Raw genomic sequence first — 15,924 nt, 5'->3', positions numbered from 1 at the left:
GGTTCAGAGGTGCCGGTAGCGACCCGGAGCGAGCTCCCACGGGTCCTTGTCGAGCAGCTCGCCGATCGCCCGGAACACGCAGCTCTCGATGAGGAGCTTCTCGTCGCGGTCCTCGCTCTCCTGCAGCCGCAGGAAGCGCACGATGGGCAGCCGGTAGAACGTGATGCGGCGTTCGTCGTGCCAGACCTTCCACCGGTCGATGTGGTCGCCGTGGATCGCCTCGGCAGGGCCCTGGGCCACCTCGAACACGACGCCCTCGAGCTGGGGCCACAGGCCGCGCAGGTAGGCCGCAGTCGTCGCGATCGTGAAGTCGAAGTCGTCGAGCCTCGTGCGCAGCGGCTCGAGGTGCGGGCCGGTCACGGCCGAGCGGATGCCGCGGCCGTGCCGGTCTCGCGCGAGTCGCCGGGGAGAACGGGGCGTCGCGACACGACGGGATCGATGCATGCCTTCCATCGTAATGTCCGCACCCGTCGCTACTCTGGTTGAGCCATGAGACGTTGTTCGCGCACCGCATGCGCCGCCGAGGCGGTCGCGACGCTGACGTTCGACTACGCCGACTCGATGGCCGTGCTCGGGCCCCTCGCCATCACGCGCGAGCCGCACGGCTACGACCTGTGCGCGCGCCACGCCGAGCGGACCTCGGCTCCGGTGGGCTGGCAGATCGTGCGGCACGTCTCACTCGGTGAGGTAGGTTTCAAGGCATGAATCCCGCTGCCCCATCCGAGGCTCGCGTCCGCCTCGACGCCATCGTGAAGGCCTACGACGTCCGCGGAATCGTGGGGGAGGGCCTCACCGGCGAGACCGTCGAGGCGCTCGGTGCGGCGTTCGTCGACGAGGTCGGCGCGGCGGGCGGCCGAGTCGTCGTGGGACACGACATGCGTGACTCCTCGCCCGGATTCGCGGCGGCCTTCGCGCGCGGCGCCACACGACGCGGAGCCGGCGTCGTCGCGATCGGCCTGTGCTCCACCGACGAGACGTACTTCGCGTCCGGCTCGATGAACGCGCCCGCGGCCATGTTCACCGCGAGCCACAACCCCGCCGCCTACAACGGCATCAAGTTCTCGCGCGCGGGCGCCCAGGGCATCTCGCTCGACACCGGCCTCGCCGCCATCCGCGACCGCGCCGCCGACTCGCTCGAGCAGGGCATCGCGGATGCCGCCGCCCCGGGTTCGGTCGTCGAGGTCGACGTGCTGGCCGACTACGCGGCGCACCTTCGGTCGCTCGTCGACCTCAGCGGCATCCGACCGCTCAAGATCGTCGTGGACGCCGGCAACGGAATGGGCGGCCTCACCGTGCCGGCCGTGCTCGGCGAGGCCGCAGGCCTTCCGGCCCTGCCCCTCGAGATCGTGCCGCTCTACTTCGAGCTCGACGGCACGTTCCCCAACCACGAGGCCAACCCGCTCGAGCCCGCCAACCTCGTCGACCTGCAGCGCGCGGTCGTCGAGCACGGTGCCGACCTCGGGCTCGCCTTCGACGGCGACGCCGACCGCTGCTTCGTGGTCGACGAACGGGGCGACGCCGTCACCCCGTCGGCGATCGCCGCGATCGTCGCGCTGCGCGAGATCGAGCGTGTGCGAGCCGCGGGCGAACACGACGTCGTCGTGATCCACAACCTCATCACGTCGCGCATCGTGCCCGAGACGATCGAAGAGGCGGGGGCGCTCGCGGTGCGCACCCGCGTGGGCCACTCGCTCATCAAGGACCGCATGAAGGAGACCGGCGCGGTCTTCGGCGGCGAGCATTCGGCCCACTACTACTTCCGCGATTTCTGGGGCGCCGACAACGGCATGCTCGCCGCGATGCACGTTCTCGCCGAGTTCGGCTCGCAGGATGCCCCGCTCTCCGCGTTCGCGGCCCGGTTCAACCCCTACGCCCTCTCTGGCGAGATCAACTCGACCGTCGACGACGTCCCCGTGGCGTACACGCGCATCGTGGAGGCCTTCGCGGGCCGCGCCGATTTCGACGAGCTCGACGGGCTCACGGTCACCGGCGTCACCGCGGGCGACGAGCCGTTCTGGTGGTTCAACGTGCGCCCGTCGAACACCGAGCCCCTGCTGCGGCTCAACGTCGAGGGCGAGGATGCCGCGACCATGACGTCGATCCGCGACGAGGTGCTCACGCTCATCCGCGGCTGAGCGTGCCTCCTCCCGGTTCAGAATTCAGGAACTCGCCCCGGCCCGGAGGTTTGGCTGGTTCAGATTTCAGGAGCCGCATGAGCCGCCAGAGCGGTCGGGCGACCTTTCTGCCGGCCCGTTGCCGTCCGGCGCGGCTGCATCCTGAATTCTGCGCGCGGGGGTTCCTGAATTCTGGGCGGGGGGGATCCTGAATTCTGCGCGCGGGGGTTCCTGAATTCTGGGCGGGGGGGGGGTTCCTGAATTCTGGGCGGGGGGGTGGGGGAACGGCGGCGGCCTGCGACAATGGTCCGCATGGATACCGCCGTCACCACCGCCCTCCCGTACAAGGTCGCCGACCTCTCGCTCGCCGAGGCGGGCCGCCACCAGCTCCGGCTCGCCGAGAACGAGATGCCGGGCCTCATGGCCCTGCGTGCCGAGTTCGGCGAGTCCAAGCCGCTCGCCGGAGCCCGCATCGCTGGCAGCCTGCACATGACCGTGCAGACCGCCGTGCTCATCGAGACGCTCGTGACCCTCGGCGCGCAGGTGCGCTGGGCGAGCTGCAACATCTTCTCGACACAAGACGAGGCGGCCGCGGCCGTCGTCGTCGGCCCCGACGGCACCCGCGACGACCCGAAGGGCGTGCCCGTGTTCGCCTGGAAGGGCGAGTCGCTCGAGGAGTACTGGTGGGCCACCGACCGCATCTTCGACTGGAGCGCGGAGGCCGCGGCATCCGGAGCCGACTGGATCGGCCCCAACATGATCCTCGACGACGGCGGCGACGCCACGCTGCTCGTGCACCAGGGTCGCGAATTCGAGGTCGCGGGTTCGGTGCCCGAGGCGACGGATGCCACGAGCCACGAATTCCGGGTCGTGCTCGACACGCTCCGCCGCTCGCTCGAGCTCAGCCCCGATCGCTGGACCCGCATCGCCGCCGAGCTGAAGGGCGTCACCGAGGAGACCACCACGGGCGTGCACCGCCTGTACGAGCTGCACGCGAAGGGCGAACTGCTCTTCCCCGCCATCAACGTCAACGACTCGGTGACGAAGTCGAAGTTCGACAACAAGTACGGCATCCGCCATTCGCTGCCCGACGGCCTGAACCGGGCGACCGACGTGCTCATCGGCGGCAAGGTCGTGTTCGTCGCGGGCTACGGCGACGTGGGCAAGGGCGCCGCCGAGGCGCTCCGCGGCCAGGGAGCGCGCGTCATCGTCTCCGAGATCGATCCGATCAACGCGCTGCAGGCGGCGATGGACGGCTACCAGGTGTCTCGCCTCGAGTCGGTGATCGGCGAGATCGACATCCTCGTCACCGGTACCGGCAACAAGGATGTCGTGCGCCTCGAGCACCTGCTCGGCCTCAAGCACCTCGCGGTCGTCGCGAACGTCGGCCACTTCGACAACGAGATCGACATGGCCGGGCTCGAGTCGCTGCCGGGCGCCGAGCGCATCGAGATCAAGCCGCAGGTGCACGAGTGGCGCCTGCCGACCGGTCGCAGCGTGCTCGTGCTCAGCGAGGGGCGGCTCATGAACCTCGGCAACGCCACGGGGCATCCGTCGTTCGTGATGTCGAACTCGTTCACGAACCAGGTGCTCGCGCAGATCGAGCTGTGGACCCGGCCCGATGCCTACCCGGTCGGCGTCTACGTGCTGCCGAAGCACCTCGACGAGAAGGTCGCCCGGCTGCACCTCGACGCGCTCGGCGTGGAGCTCACGGTGCTCACTCCCGAGCAGGCGGCGTACATCGGCGTGCCCGTCGAGGGTCCGTACAAGGTTGACCACTACCGGTACTGACGGCGCGGATGTCGCGCCTCAGCGATCGGGGAAGCCCAACGGCTTCGCCGTGAGCTGCGGCGCCAGCGCGGCCATGCGCGCGTCCTCGATGGCGAGGGCCGCGAGGTCGCGGTCGCGCCGGAGCGCCACGACGGCCGCGAGGAAGCGCTCGGGCGAGGCATCCGGCAGTGGCGACACGTGCGGGACGACCTCGGCCGCGAGCGACGCGGCGACCTGCGCACGGCTCTCGGGCGTCAGGTGCTCCAACTTGGCGAAGAAGGCGGCGACACGGCGGGCGACGGGGTCGGGCAGCCGCCCGACGTCGGCGACGGCCGCCCAGCCGACGAGCTCGGGCGGCACGCCGAACGCGGTCTGCGGCAGGCTCGGCACGCGCTCGACCTGGGCGTGGGTGCCGGCGAGCAGGTCGCCGAGGCGCTTGGACGACGGATTCAGGAAGCCGACGAGCACCGCGAGGCCGCCGAACGTCAGGTAGATCTCGATGACGCCGGTGAGCGCGCGGATGAACGCGTGCCGGAACCCGATCGCCCCGCCGTCGTCGCGCACGACCCGCAGGCCGAGGGCGAGTTTTCCGGGTGACCGGCCGCGCGTGGCGGTCTCGACCGCGGTGGGCAGCACGACGACGGCGAACACGAGGCCCGCGATGATGATCGCCCGCGCCGCGGCCTCGTCGACCGACATCCCGGACAGCGCGAGCAGCAGCCCGATGATCAGCAGCGCCGTGACGAGTACGTCGATGGCCGCGCCGCCGGCACGAATCAGCGCGCTCGCGGGCCGGACGTCGAGGGTGACCGCCTCGCCCGTGACGACCCCTTCGCCGTCGATTCGGGCGGCCCGGATCCGGGTCCCCGTCGCGTCGGCCATGGGTAGTATTCAAGCAGATGGACCTCGACGCGCTCGCCACCGCCCGCCACGACGACTGGGACCGGCTCGACGCGCTCGCGCGGTCGCGCCGGCTCGACGGGCCCGGGGCCGACGAGCTCATCGAGCGGTATCAGGGCGCGGCATCCGACCTCTCGCTCGTGCAGACGACGGCCGGCTCGACCGCGCTCGGCGACCGGCTCTCGATCTCGCTCGCGCGGGCCCGGCTGCGATTCACGGGTACACCGGAGAACCCGCTCCGCCAGTTCACGAGGTTCGTGCTCGTGAGCCTGCCGGCGGCACTGTATCGGCTGCGCTGGCTCACGCTCGCGGTGGCGATCGTGACGTTCATCGTGGCGGCGCTCTACGCCTGGTGGATCGGGGGCGACCCCCGCGTGCTCGCGACGCTCGGCACCGAGCGCGAGCTGCAGCAGGTCGCCGAGGAGGGGTTCGTGGCCTACTACTCCGAGAACCCCGCCGCCTCGTTCGCCGGCGCGGTCTGGACGAACAACGCGTGGATCGCGGCGCAGTGCGTGGCGTTCGGCATCACCGGCGTGTGGGTGCCGTACGTGATCCTGCAGAACGCGCAGAACCTCGGCGTGACCGCGGCGGTCATGTTCGCCTTCGACGAGGCCGACACCTTCTTCCTCTACATCGCCCCGCACGGCATGCTCGAGCTCACGTGCGTGTTCGTGGCCGCGGCGGCGGGGCTCCGCATCTTCTGGGCCTGGGTCGCGCCCGGCCCGCGCTCGCGCGGCGTCGCGCTCGCCGGGGACGCCCGCTCGCTCTTCACGGTTGCGATCGGGCTCGTGTTCTTCCTCTTCGTCTCGGGTCTCATCGAGGGCTTCGTCACCCCGGCGCCGTGGCCGTGGCCGGTGAAGATCGGCATCGGCGCGGTCGCGCTCGGCGGATTCCTCGCCTACATGATCGGGGTCGGGGGGCGCGCGGTGCGTGCCGGCGAGACGGGCGACCTCGTCGAGTTCGACGCGGGCGCGAGTCGCATCGCCGCCGGCTGAGGGGGGCGGGCGGAGGTCGCGGGCGGAGGTCGCGGGCGGATGCCCCGGCGGATACCCCGGGCGGATACCCCGGCGCATCCGGTGCTCGCCGGGTGTTTCCGTTCCCGCGTGAGGTGCCCATCCCACGGGGAACGTGGAGTGGGAACGGAAACGTGGGGTGAGGGGATGTCGCGGGCGGATGCCGCGAGCCGCCGCCGCGGTCAGAGCCGGCCCGACGCCTTGAGGTCGAGGTAGCGATCGGCGAGGGCGGGCGGCAGCTCGTGCGGCGGAGCCGTCACGGTGATCGCGCCGAGGCGCCGGATCGCCGCGGCGACCCGCTCGCCGTCGAGCAGCGCGCGCTCGGCCGCGGCCGCCGCGTACGCCTCGTCGAGCGACCCACGCGCGCGCGAGGCGGCGACGAGCGCCGGGTCGGCGACGGAGGCGACGATCACGGTGTGACGCGCGGTGAGCTGCGGCAGCACCGAGAGCAGGCCTCGAGCGCTGCCGGGCGAGTCGGCCGCGGTGAGCAGCACCACCAGCGCGTGCCGGCTCGTGACGCGGCGCACCTGGCCGGGCACCGCGGTCCAGTCGGCCTCGATGAGCTCGGCGTCGACGTCGGCCATCGTGTCGACCATGCGGGCGAGCAGCTCCGCGCCGCTCGCGCCGTGCACGCGTCCGCGGAGCCGCCGATCCCACGCGAGGAAGTCGACGCGGTCGCCCGCGTGCGACGCGAGCGCCGCGAGCAGCAGCGCGGCCTCCCACGCGGTGTCGAGGCGCGGCTCGTCGGCGATGCGCGCTGCGGCGGTGCGCGACGTGTCGGCGACGATGACGATGCGCCGGTCGCGCTCGGGCCGCCACGTGCGCACCATGAGCTTCATGCTGCCCGGCACCTCGGGGTCGGCGTGCCGCGCGGTCGCGCGCCAGTCGATCGAGCGCACGTCGTCGCCGCGCACGTACTCGCGGATCGAGTCGAACTCGGTGCCCTGCCCGCGGATGAGGAGCGGCGTGCGCCCGTCGATCTCGCGGAGCCGGGTGAGACGCGACGGCAGATGGGCCCGGGAGTGGAACGGCGGCAGCACGCGGAGCCGACCCGGCGCGGCGAGGGTCGCCTGCCGCGCCCAGAGCCCGAGCGGACCGGCCGCCCGGATCGTGACCTGGTCGGTGCGCCGGTCGCCGCGCCGCCACGGGGTGAGCCGCAGGGTCGTCCGCCGCCGCTCGCCCGGTGGGATGCGCAGCGGCGTGCGGTTGGGGCCGGCGACCCCGGCCGACGGTTCCCAGCCGTCGCGGACGACGGCGCGGAGCATCCGCTGCCCGAGGTTCTGCACGCTGAGCTCGGCCGTGACAGTCTCCCCGAGCCGCACGCGGTCGGGCAGCTCGCGGGTCAGCGCCACCCGCCGCGGCGACGCCGCGAGCGAGAGGTCGAGCGCGCCCGCGCCGACGGCGAGCGCGAGCCAGCCCACGAGCGCCAGCCACGCGGCATCCGCGCCCGAGATGCCGGCGGCGACGACGGGGATGACGCCGAGCGCGACCAGGAGCACGAACCGACCGGTGACCGCCATGTCAGAGGGGCACCTGCACCTGCTGCACGATCGAGCGGAGCACGGCGTCGACGGCCACGCCCTCGAGCTCGGCCTCGGGCCGCAGCTGCACGCGGTGCCGCCACACGGGCAGGAGCATCGCCTGCACGTGGTCGGGGGTGAGCGAGTCGTAGCCGGTGAGCCACGCCCACGCCTTCGCCGCGGCCAGCAGCGCGGTCGTGGCGCGCGGGCTCACGCCGAGCCGCATCGACGGGCTCCGCCGCGTCGCCCTGGCGAGGTCGACGACGTAGGCCAGCACGTCGTCGGAGACGCGAACGGATGCCGCGGCCGCACGCGCCGCCGCGAGCTCGTCCGCCCCGAGCACGGCGGTGACGCCCGCGGCGGCGAGGTCGTGCGGGTCGAAGCCGTCGGCGTGCCGGCGCACGAGGGCGACCTCGGCGTCGCGCTCGGGCACGTCGAGCACGAGCTTCATGAGGAACCGGTCGAGCTGCGCCTCGGGGAGCGCGTACGTGCCCTCGTACTCGATGGGGTTCTGCGTCGCGGCGACCATGAACGGGTCGGGGAGCGGACGCGTCACGCCGTCGGCCGAGACCTGGCGCTCCTGCATGGCCTCGAGCAGCGCCGACTGCGTCTTCGGCGGTGTGCGGTTGATCTCGTCGGCGAGCAGGATGTTCGTGAACACCGGCCCCTCGCGGAACGCGAACTCACCCGTGCGCGGGTCATAGGCGAGCGACCCGGTGACGTCGCCCGGCATGAGGTCGGGCGTGAACTGCAGGCGCCGGGTGTCGAGGCGAAGGGTGCGGCTGAGGGTTCGCACGAGCAACGTCTTGGCCACGCCCGGCACGCCCTCGAGCAGCACGTGCCCACGCGTGAGGAGGGCGATGATCAGCCCCGTCACGGCGCCGTCCTGGCCGACGACGGCCTTGCCGACCTCGGCGCGCACCCGATTCAGCGCGGCGCGCAGCTCGTCGTCGGTGGCTGGGATCGCGTCGGTCATGGTCGCCTTCCTGTCGGGCGGGTGGGGTCGTCGGGGTCGGGGCGGATCGACCGTCGCACGTCCTGCTCGAGCGCGTCGAGGTCGGCGGCGAGGTCGACGAATTCGCGGTCGTGCGCGGGGGAGTCGGAGAGGAGCAGGCGGGCGACGGATGCCGCGTCACGACCGGTCGCGGATGCCGCCGCCTCGGCGACCGTGGCGACCTCGGCCGGCCGTGGCAGCCGTAGGAGCGCCGCGATCCGTTCGATGGCGCCGATGCGGAGCTGGTCGAGGGCGTGGGTTCGCGCAGCGCTCCGCGCGTACAGGCGCGCGCGCCCCTCGCTCGTCTCGCCCGCGGGCACCTGCACCGGCAGCTGCTCGACCACGAGCGGGCCGAACCGGCGCCCGCGCCACACGCCCGCGACGATCGCGACGGCGATCGCGAGCACCATGACGGGGGTCACCCAGCCCGGCGTGAGATCGGCGATGGTCGGCGCCGCGGCCTCGTCGGCGTCGGTGGGGGAGGGCAGGTACCAGACGAGCTCGTCGGATGCCCCGAGCAGCCCGAGCGCGAGGGCGGCGTTGCCCGCCTCGTCGACGTGCTCGTTCGTGAAGGCCGTCGTCGCGGCGACGAGGGCGACCTCGCCGCCAGAGGCACCGGGGCCGCTGACGAGCGCGTACCCGAGGTCGCCGTCGCGGAAGCATCCGGTCCATCCAGAGGCCGCCGCCGCGTCGTCGACGGTGAGCAGGCGCTGCCCGTCGGAGAGCGCGTCCGCGCGTCGCGCGGGGCGCAGGTCGCACGCGACGTCATCGATCGGGCCGCTCGCGAGGCCGGCGAGGCGCACGCCGGGGGCCAGTCGCTCGAGCGCGGCGAAGCCGGGCTGGGCGATCACGAGCCGGTCGGCCGCGGCGGACAGTTCGTCGAGCCGTTCCTCGCCGAGGATGCCGAGCTCGTCGAAGAGGAACACGGTCGAGCCCGCGCGTGCGCCCGCGAGCGCCTCGTCGATCGTGGCGGCCTCGGTCACCGTCACCCCCTGGGCACGGAGCACCTCGACGAGCGCCTTCGACCCCGCCGGCGCCGGGTTGTCTGCCCCGAGGGCCGGACCGGGTGCCCGCATGCCGCCCTGCACGACGAGCAGCACGAGCGCGCCCAGCACGAGCACCACGGCGATCACGATCCACGCGCGGCGTCGCCGCACCTGCGCGCGCAGCGTGGGCGTGATCGCAGGAGCGGCCGAGGGCCCGGGCGACGGCGCCGTGACGGTCATCGGGGAGCCCCCGAGGTGGCGGCGTCGGCCGCGGTCGCCACCGCGGTCGTGCCGGCCGGGGCAGCGACGGCGATCGCGCGCTCGAGGTCGGTGAGCGCCCGGTACCGCTCGCGCGTGCCCGGTCGCCCGAGGTACCGCACGGCGTCGAAGTCGGCGGCGGCGGCGCGGAGCGCAGGCCCGTGACCGGGGAACGGCGAGGTCGCGGCATCCGCCACGCCCCTCGCCGTCGTGCCCGGATGCACGCGGATCAGGTCGCGCTCGACGAGGCCGCGTGCGAGGGCGCGGAACCGCTCCTCGATCGCGAGCGGCCAGTCGCCCGCGGCGGCCGCTGCCGCCGCAGCACGCCGGAGCGTCTCGAGATCGCGACGGTCGGCGTCGTCGAAGAGCGGAGCCGCCGCGCGCCGTCGGCGGCGCAGGCGCGGAACGCCGAAGACGAGGAGGCCCACCACGACGAGGACGGCGACGATCGTCACCGCGAGCAGGGCGAGCAACGGCCCTGGGATGCCGGTCGCGCCCTCGAACAGGATGGCGATCCAGTCGCGGATGGCCTGCATCGCGAGGTCGAAGGCATTCGGCTGCGCGCTCTGGTACTCGGGTTTCGAGAGCTCGTCCTCGAGCCACCGTCGCGCCTCGGGCGCGTCGGGATCGACCGGGATCTCGCCGTGCGGGATCAGGACCACGTCGCGGGGCGCTCGCTTCCGAAGGGGGAGGGCGTGCCCGCGCCAGACGGCACGTGTGCGGCGGGCGGACCGTACGGGTCGGCCACGGGCAGGCCCGCACCGCGCGCCTCGACGTGCCGCTCGAGCTCGAGGTCGAGCCCCTCCTTGCGCATGCGCAGGTCGATGTAGATGACCGCGATGAGCGCGGCCTGCACGACCGCCGTGATCGCGCCGATGAGGAGCGACAGGATGAGCGTGACGACCGTCGTCACGATCGTGATGGTGAGCGCCGACCCGGTGCCCGTGGGGTCGACGATGACCGCCAGGAGCGTGCCGACGAGGGAGACGGGCTGCACCACGACGTTCGCCGCGAGGTTCAGGATGACGGCGACGAGGAAGAGCGTGCCGAAGGTGCGCCAGTAGAAGCCGTCGGTGAGGCGCCACGAGCGCGCCATGGCCGTGCGGATGCCGGCCTGCTCCAGCACGATGACACTGGGCACCAGCGAGAGCTTCACGCCGATCCAGGCGCCGAGCACGACCAGGCCCAGCCCGAGCAGCACCGCGACCGTGATGCCGACCGCGAGCCCGATGGGCGAGATCGAGGCCGCCAGGATCACGATGAGGACGAGGAGCGTGAGGGCGACGAGGAGCGCTGCTCCGACGAACAGCGTCCAGCCGATGAGCGGCCAGATCCGCCGGGCGGCCCGGCGCCAGAGGGCGCCGAATCCCAGCCGGTCGCCGAGCGTGCCGCTCGCGACCTCGACGACCATGACGCCCTGCAGGAACGCGCTCACCACGATGGAGATCGCGATCGGCACGAGCATGAGCAGGAGGAAGCCGCCGACGGTGCCCGACAGGATGGCGTCGGCGTCGGCCTCGGTCGCACCCTCGAGTCGCGTGATGGCGACGGTGAGGAAGGGGACGACGACCGCGGCGGTCGCCACGGCCGAGACCAGCTGCACGACGAGTCCGCTGCCGAACGTCGGTGCGGGGTTGCGTCGGAGCGTGCGGAACGGCGCCCAGAGCAGCGTGCCGAACCCGAGGGGACGCAACGGCAGCAGGCCCGGCTTCGGTGGCGGCGTCCAGGCGCCGTGGGGTGGCGGTGGGCCGTACACGCCCGGGTCGACGGCGCCGCCCGGCGCGGACGGGGCATCCGGTCGAGGCGTCTGAGGGGAACCGCCGGGCGCCTGCCACTCGTGATCGGACACCTGTCTGCGCTCCTTCCGGCGGGGTGTTCCCAATGCTTTCACATTCGGTTCGCCCGTGCTGGAGCCTGCACCGCCCCGATGCCGGGCGCGTCATCTCAGAGGAGGTCGCCGCTCACCACGGCTCGATGCTCCGTCCCCTCGAGCAGTTCGGCGAGCAGCGCCTCGTCGGGCGGGAACCGTCCCGTAGAAGTCGACCGAGACGGTCGTCGCCGTCGGGGTCGCGAGGCCGGCGTTGGCGACCACGCCGTCGACCGTGCCGCCGCTCAGCCGGGTGACCTCGTTCACGAGGGTCGTGCGGCCATCGCCCGTCGCCAGGTCGACGTTCACGTCCGAGCCTGCCAGGTCGACCCCGATCACGGTTCCGCCGCGTGCCAACTGACCTCAGAGCGTGAGCGACTACGCTTGGCATACTGATTTCGGCCGTGACCCGCGGCCCTGACCGGAATGAACGGATGACTTCTCGCGTACTCGTCGTCGACGACGACACCGCCCTGGCGGAGATGATCGGCATCGTGCTGCGCACCGAGGGCTTCGATCCGGCGTTCTGCGCCGACGGCACCGGCGCCCTCGCCGCGTTCCGCGACACGAAGCCCGACCTCGTCCTCCTCGACCTCATGCTTCCGGGCATGGACGGCATCGAGGTGTGCGGACGAATCCGTGCCGAGTCGGGCACGCCGATCATCATGCTCACAGCCAAGAGCGACACCGCCGACGTCGTGAAGGGCCTCGAGTCCGGTGCGGACGACTACATGGTCAAGCCGTTCAACCCCAAGGAGCTCGTGGCCCGCATCCGCACCCGGCTGCGGCCCGCCCCCGACCCGGTCGTCGAGACCTTCGCGATCGGCGACCTCACGATCGACGCCGCCGGGCACGAGGTGCGCCGCGACGACGAGCGCATCAACCTCACGCCCCTCGAGTTCGACCTGCTCCTGACCCTCGCGTCGAAGCCGCAGCAGGTGTTCACCCGCGAGATGCTGCTCGAGCAGGTGTGGGGCTACCACTACAAGGCCGACACACGGCTCGTGAACGTGCACGTGCAGCGACTCCGCGCGAAGGTCGAGCACGACCCCGACAATCCGCGCATCGTCATGACCGTGCGCGGCGTCGGCTACCGGGCCGGCGCGACGACGTAGGCAGCGAATGGCTGCGGCCGACGACCCCTCCCTCTTCGCCGCCGGTTCGTGGCGCGACGTTCCGCGTCGTCTCGCAGCGCTCTGGAATCGGTCGCTGCAGTTCCGCACGGTCCTCATCACGCTGGGGCTCTCAGGCCTCGCGATCCTCGTGATCGGCCTCTACATGTCCCTCAGCATCGCATCCAACCTCTTCCAGGACCAACGGGAGCGCGTGCTCGCGGCGTCGAACAACGCCACCGCCGCCGCGCAGACCCTCGTCGCGTCCTCGGACGCCTCCGACCGCGGGTCGCTGCAGCTGCTCATGAACTCCGTGATCGAGACGATCTCGAGCGTTTCGGGGAGCTCCGACTTCGCGATCTTCCGTCACCCCGACGCCACGCCCAACTCGAACGCACCGCCCGGCGCGCGGAGTCCCAGGCTCGGCGGCGGCGTCATCACCGACGAGTTGCGCGAGCAGGTGCAGGACGAGCCCGACGGGCAATACTGGCAGTCGGTCGCTCTGCCCGACGGCGACGGCGACACGGTGCCAGGGATCGTCGTGGGCAGCACGATCGACGTGCCGGCCGCGGGCCGTTACGAGCTCTACCTCGGCTACGAACTCGCCGAGGCGGAGCAGACGCTCGCCTTCATGCAGTTCACCGGCATCGTCGGGGCGGCCGCGCTCCTCGCGCTGCTCAGCGCCATCACGCTCGTCGTCGTGCGCTGGGTGATCGAGCCGATCCGCACGGCCGCGGCGACGAGCCGGCGCCTCGCCGCCGGCGACCTCGGCGTGCGGATGCCCGAACGCGGTGAGGACGAGCTGGCGACCCTCGCGGCATCCTTCAACGGCATGGCCGACAGCCTGCAGGCGCGCATCCGCGAGCTGGCCGAGCTCTCGGTCGTGCAGCAGCGCTTCGTGTCCGACGTCTCGCACGAGCTCCGCACGCCGCTCACGACGATCCGCCTGGCCGGTGATGTGCTCTACGGGCAGCGCGAGGACTTCCCGGGGCCGACCGCTCGCACGGTGGAACTCCTGCACACGCAGACCGATCGGTTCGAGCGGCTCCTCGGCGACCTCCTCGAGATCAGCCGGTACGACGCGGGATCGGTGACGCTCGCGACGGAGCCGACCAACCTGGTGCACCTCGCGGGCGATGCGATCGAGTCGATGTACGAGCTCGCGCGCGACCGGGGTAGCGAACTCCGGCTGGTCGCCCAGGGCGGACACCTCGATGCGGAGGTCGACCCGCGTCGCATCCGGCGCATCGTGCGGAACGTCCTCGGCAATGCCATCGAGCACGGCGAGGGCCGCCCCATCGTCGTCGCCGTCGACAGCAACAAGACCGCCATCGCGCTGTCGGTGCGCGACTACGGCCTGGGCATGACCGAGGACGAGATCGCGCGCGTGTTCGACCGGTTCTGGCGCGCCGACCCGAGCCGTACCCGCACGATCGGCGGCACGGGACTCGGCCTCGCCATCTCGCTCGAGGACGCCGTCGCGCACGGCGGCTCCCTCGACGTGTGGTCACGGCCCGGCCAGGGCACGGTGTTCCGGCTGACCCTCCCGAGGTCGGCGGATGCCGCGACGCTCGTCTCGCCACTTCCGCTCGAGCCCGAGGACGCCGGCGCGGAGGGGCCGCCGCCGACGGAGTCGCTCGGTGCGTTGGAGGTCGAGCCCGAGATCGGGCTCGAGCCGGAGCCGGAGGTGCACGATGCGTAGTCACCGGCTCGCGGCATCCTTCGCCCTCGTCTGCGTGGCGCTCACCGGCTGCGCGTCGATCCCGGACTCGGGCAGCGTGCAGCGTGGCGACCCCGCCCCGGCCGACCCGGTCGAGTTCGACATCCTCGTGCAGCCGCCCGCCGACGGCGCCACGCAGGAGGACATCCTCGAGGGGTTCATCAGCGCGGCGCAGAGTCCGCGCAACAACTACGCGATCGCGCGGGAGTTCCTCACGGAGGCGTTCGCCGACGAGTGGGAGGCGGACGAGGGCGCCACGATCGACGTGCTCAGCGAGCGCGAGATCGAGCCCGTCGACGAGACCACGCTGCGCCTCGACGCGACGCCCGCCGCGGAGCTGCGCGACAACGGCCAGTACGAGGAGCCCGAGTCGCGTGCGCCCATCCCGTTCGAGTACCGCTTCGAGCAGGTCGACGGCGAGTGGCGCATCTCGAGCGCGCCGGCCGGCATCGTCATCGACCAGGTGAGCTTCACCGGCGTGTTCCGCCCGTACACGCTGTACTTCTTCGACCCGGGGTTCCGCTACCTGGTGCCCGACGTGCGCTGGTACGCGGGGCGCGAGTCCGCGCAGACGAGCATCGTGCGGTCGCTCATCGCCGGCCCGGCGGGCTGGCTCGCCTCGGGCGTCGTTTCGTCGTTCCCCGAGGGTGTGCAGCTCTCGCCATCGGCCGTGACCGTCACGGGCGAGGTCGCGAGCGTCTCGCTCGCGGGCGCCGGACTCGGCGACCTGCGCACGGCGCAGCGCATCCAGGCGCAGCTCGATGCGAGCCTCATCGGCGTGCGGAGCATCGAGGAGGTCTCGCTGGCCCTGAACGGCGCCGAGTCCGACGTGCCCGACCTGTCGGATCCGACCCCGGTGCAGAACCCGCGCGTCGATCCCCGGAGCGTCGTGTTCGACGGCGAGACGTTCGGGCACCTCGCAGCCTCGGGGGAGGGCATCGAGCCGATCGCGGACCTCTCCGAGCAGGTCGTTGCGATCGCGCCGAGCGACGCGGCGCTCGGACCGGCCGGGGAGTCGGTTGCCGTCCGCACCCCGGCGGGGGTGTCGCTCCTGCGCGCGAGCGAGGAGCCGGTGACCCTCGATCCGCGCGCGAACCTGGTGACGCCCGCCATCGACGGTGAGGGCGTCGTGTGGTCGGTCCCCGCCGACGCGCCCGACGAGCTCGCGTGGTACGCGTCCGACGGGACCTCCGCGCAGGTGGACGTGCCCTGGACCGGGACGACGATCGCCGCGATCGCGGTGTCGCGCGACTCGACGCGAATCGTCGCACTCCTCGGCGACGGGATGCGCACGCACTTCATGGCCGCGTCGATCGAGCGCGATGCGGACGGGAAGCCGGTGGCGCTCAGCCCCGTGGCGCTTCGACTCGACGACGTCGACGGCACGCCGCTCGACGTCGCCTGGCTCGACGAGAGCACGGTCGCCTCGCTCACGCAGCTGCCCGACGGCACGACGCGCATCGTGTCCCAGGAACTCGGCGGCTTCGCGCGACGCATCGAGGGGCCGGCGTCGGCTGTGGCAATCGACGGCGGCAACGACGACCCGCGCGTCCTCACCGCAGGCGGCGATCTCGACGTGCGCAGCGGCGTCGGCTGGCAGGTGCGCGCGAGCGGCATCCGCTTCGTCGCGGCACAGCTGCCGGACTGAGCCGACCCGTCCTGCACGGCGA

14 protein-coding genes are annotated in these 15,924 nt (G+C 72.6%); 7 read left to right on the top strand and 7 right to left on the bottom strand.

Annotation, left to right across the window (positions count from 1 at the left end; translation table 11 throughout):
- Positions 1-3 precede the first annotated feature (3 nt).
- Positions 4-444: a hypothetical protein gene (locus tag IEX31_RS03130; protein WP_188741980.1), complete on the bottom strand. Its 441-nt coding sequence runs from the start codon at positions 442-444 to the stop codon at positions 4-6.
- 45 nt (positions 445-489) lie between these two features.
- Here IEX31_RS03130 and IEX31_RS03125 point away from each other — a divergent pair, with 45 nt between their 5' ends.
- The 3 genes from IEX31_RS03125 to ahcY all read left to right on the top strand — a co-directional run bounded on the left by IEX31_RS03125 (position 490) and on the right by ahcY (position 3,905).
- Positions 490-705, top strand: coding sequence for a DUF3499 family protein (locus IEX31_RS03125; RefSeq protein WP_188741979.1), 216 nt, complete (start codon positions 490-492; stop codon positions 703-705).
- Positions 702-2,135 carry a phosphomannomutase/phosphoglucomutase gene (locus IEX31_RS03120; protein WP_188741978.1) on the top strand — a complete coding sequence of 478 codons (1,434 nt, stop codon included), beginning with the start codon at positions 702-704 and terminating at the stop codon, positions 2,133-2,135. Before IEX31_RS03125 ends, IEX31_RS03120 begins: the two co-directional genes overlap by 4 nt.
- A 291-nt stretch (positions 2,136-2,426) precedes the next feature.
- Positions 2,427-3,905, top strand: coding sequence for an adenosylhomocysteinase (ahcY, locus tag IEX31_RS03115; RefSeq protein WP_188741977.1), 1,479 nt, complete (start codon positions 2,427-2,429; stop codon positions 3,903-3,905).
- Positions 3,906-3,923: 18 nt separating this feature from the next.
- On the opposite strand, the gene IEX31_RS03110 is transcribed toward ahcY, so the two are convergent.
- Complete coding sequence (locus tag IEX31_RS03110; protein ID WP_188741976.1) at positions 3,924-4,766, bottom strand: RDD family protein; 843 nt, start codon at positions 4,764-4,766, stop codon at positions 3,924-3,926.
- 17 nt (positions 4,767-4,783) lie between these two features.
- Between IEX31_RS03110 and IEX31_RS03105 the strand changes: the two genes are divergently transcribed.
- Positions 4,784-5,779: a stage II sporulation protein M gene (locus IEX31_RS03105; protein ID WP_188741975.1), complete on the top strand. Its 996-nt coding sequence runs from the start codon at positions 4,784-4,786 to the stop codon at positions 5,777-5,779.
- 200 nt (positions 5,780-5,979) lie between these two features.
- Here the strand turns inward: IEX31_RS03105 and IEX31_RS03100 are convergent, their stop codons facing one another.
- The 5 genes from IEX31_RS03100 to IEX31_RS03080 are packed head-to-tail and all read right to left on the bottom strand — an operon-like array spanning position 5,980 to position 11,404.
- Entirely contained in the window at positions 5,980-7,317 is a 1,338-nt protein-coding gene (locus IEX31_RS03100) for a DUF58 domain-containing protein (RefSeq protein WP_188741974.1), read from the bottom strand.
- A gap of 1 nt (position 7,318) precedes the next feature.
- Positions 7,319-8,293, bottom strand: a complete 975-nt coding sequence (locus IEX31_RS03095) for an AAA family ATPase (RefSeq protein ID WP_188741973.1) — start codon at positions 8,291-8,293, stop codon at positions 7,319-7,321.
- Complete coding sequence (locus tag IEX31_RS03090) at positions 8,290-9,537, bottom strand: DUF4350 domain-containing protein (protein WP_188741972.1); 1,248 nt, start codon at positions 9,535-9,537, stop codon at positions 8,290-8,292. Before IEX31_RS03090 ends, IEX31_RS03095 begins: the two co-directional genes overlap by 4 nt.
- Positions 9,534-10,217 (bottom strand): DUF4129 domain-containing protein, encoded by a 684-nt coding sequence (locus IEX31_RS03085; RefSeq protein ID WP_188741971.1) that lies wholly within the window; start codon positions 10,215-10,217, stop codon positions 9,534-9,536. The genes IEX31_RS03090 and IEX31_RS03085 overlap by 4 nt, the downstream gene beginning before the upstream one ends.
- A complete protein-coding gene (locus tag IEX31_RS03080; protein WP_188741970.1) occupies positions 10,208-11,404 on the bottom strand; it encodes a hypothetical protein in 1,197 nt (398 codons plus the stop codon). The genes IEX31_RS03085 and IEX31_RS03080 overlap by 10 nt, the downstream gene beginning before the upstream one ends.
- Positions 11,405-11,856: 452 nt before the next feature.
- Between IEX31_RS03080 and mtrA the strand changes: the two genes are divergently transcribed.
- Genes mtrA through IEX31_RS03065 form a run of 3 tightly spaced genes read left to right on the top strand, consistent with a single transcriptional unit; the run spans position 11,857 to position 15,902 of the window.
- Complete coding sequence (gene mtrA / locus IEX31_RS03075; RefSeq protein ID WP_188741969.1) at positions 11,857-12,537, top strand: MtrAB system response regulator MtrA; 681 nt, start codon at positions 11,857-11,859, stop codon at positions 12,535-12,537.
- Positions 12,538-12,544: 7 nt separating this feature from the next.
- A complete protein-coding gene (gene mtrB, locus IEX31_RS03070) occupies positions 12,545-14,236 on the top strand; it encodes an MtrAB system histidine kinase MtrB (protein WP_188741968.1) in 1,692 nt (563 codons plus the stop codon).
- Positions 14,229-15,902: an LpqB family beta-propeller domain-containing protein gene (locus IEX31_RS03065; RefSeq protein ID WP_188741967.1), complete on the top strand. Its 1,674-nt coding sequence runs from the start codon at positions 14,229-14,231 to the stop codon at positions 15,900-15,902. The genes mtrB and IEX31_RS03065 overlap by 8 nt, the downstream gene beginning before the upstream one ends.
- Positions 15,903-15,924: the final 22 nt, after the last annotated feature.

Source organism: Agromyces bauzanensis (assembly GCF_014645655.1).
Classification (GTDB): domain Bacteria; phylum Actinomycetota; class Actinomycetes; order Actinomycetales; family Microbacteriaceae; genus Agromyces; species Agromyces bauzanensis.
This window is presented reverse-complemented; position numbering and strand designations above follow the sequence as displayed.

What these genes read in the sequence shown, in the direction of transcription:
- IEX31_RS03105 (WP_188741975.1), top strand. Translation starts at nt 4,784, where the DNA reads ATGGACCTCGACGCGCTCGCCACCGCCCGCCACGACGACTGGGACCGG.
- mtrB (WP_188741968.1), top strand. Translation starts at nt 12,545, where the DNA reads ATGGCTGCGGCCGACGACCCCTCCCTCTTCGCCGCCGGTTCGTGGCGC.
- IEX31_RS03090 (WP_188741972.1), bottom strand. Translation starts at nt 9,537, where the DNA reads ATGACCGTCACGGCGCCGTCGCCCGGGCCCTCGGCCGCTCCTGCGATC.
- IEX31_RS03130 (WP_188741980.1), bottom strand. Translation starts at nt 444, where the DNA reads ATGCATCGATCCCGTCGTGTCGCGACGCCCCGTTCTCCCCGGCGACTC.
- IEX31_RS03120 (WP_188741978.1), top strand. Translation starts at nt 702, where the DNA reads ATGAATCCCGCTGCCCCATCCGAGGCTCGCGTCCGCCTCGACGCCATC.
- IEX31_RS03095 (WP_188741973.1), bottom strand. Translation starts at nt 8,293, where the DNA reads ATGACCGACGCGATCCCAGCCACCGACGACGAGCTGCGCGCCGCGCTG.
- IEX31_RS03065 (WP_188741967.1), top strand. Translation starts at nt 14,229, where the DNA reads ATGCGTAGTCACCGGCTCGCGGCATCCTTCGCCCTCGTCTGCGTGGCG.
- mtrA (WP_188741969.1), top strand. Translation starts at nt 11,857, where the DNA reads ATGACTTCTCGCGTACTCGTCGTCGACGACGACACCGCCCTGGCGGAG.
- IEX31_RS03125 (WP_188741979.1), top strand. Translation starts at nt 490, where the DNA reads ATGAGACGTTGTTCGCGCACCGCATGCGCCGCCGAGGCGGTCGCGACG.
- IEX31_RS03100 (WP_188741974.1), bottom strand. Translation starts at nt 7,317, where the DNA reads ATGGCGGTCACCGGTCGGTTCGTGCTCCTGGTCGCGCTCGGCGTCATC.
- ahcY (WP_188741977.1), top strand. Translation starts at nt 2,427, where the DNA reads ATGGATACCGCCGTCACCACCGCCCTCCCGTACAAGGTCGCCGACCTC.
- IEX31_RS03110 (WP_188741976.1), bottom strand. Translation starts at nt 4,766, where the DNA reads ATGGCCGACGCGACGGGGACCCGGATCCGGGCCGCCCGAATCGACGGC.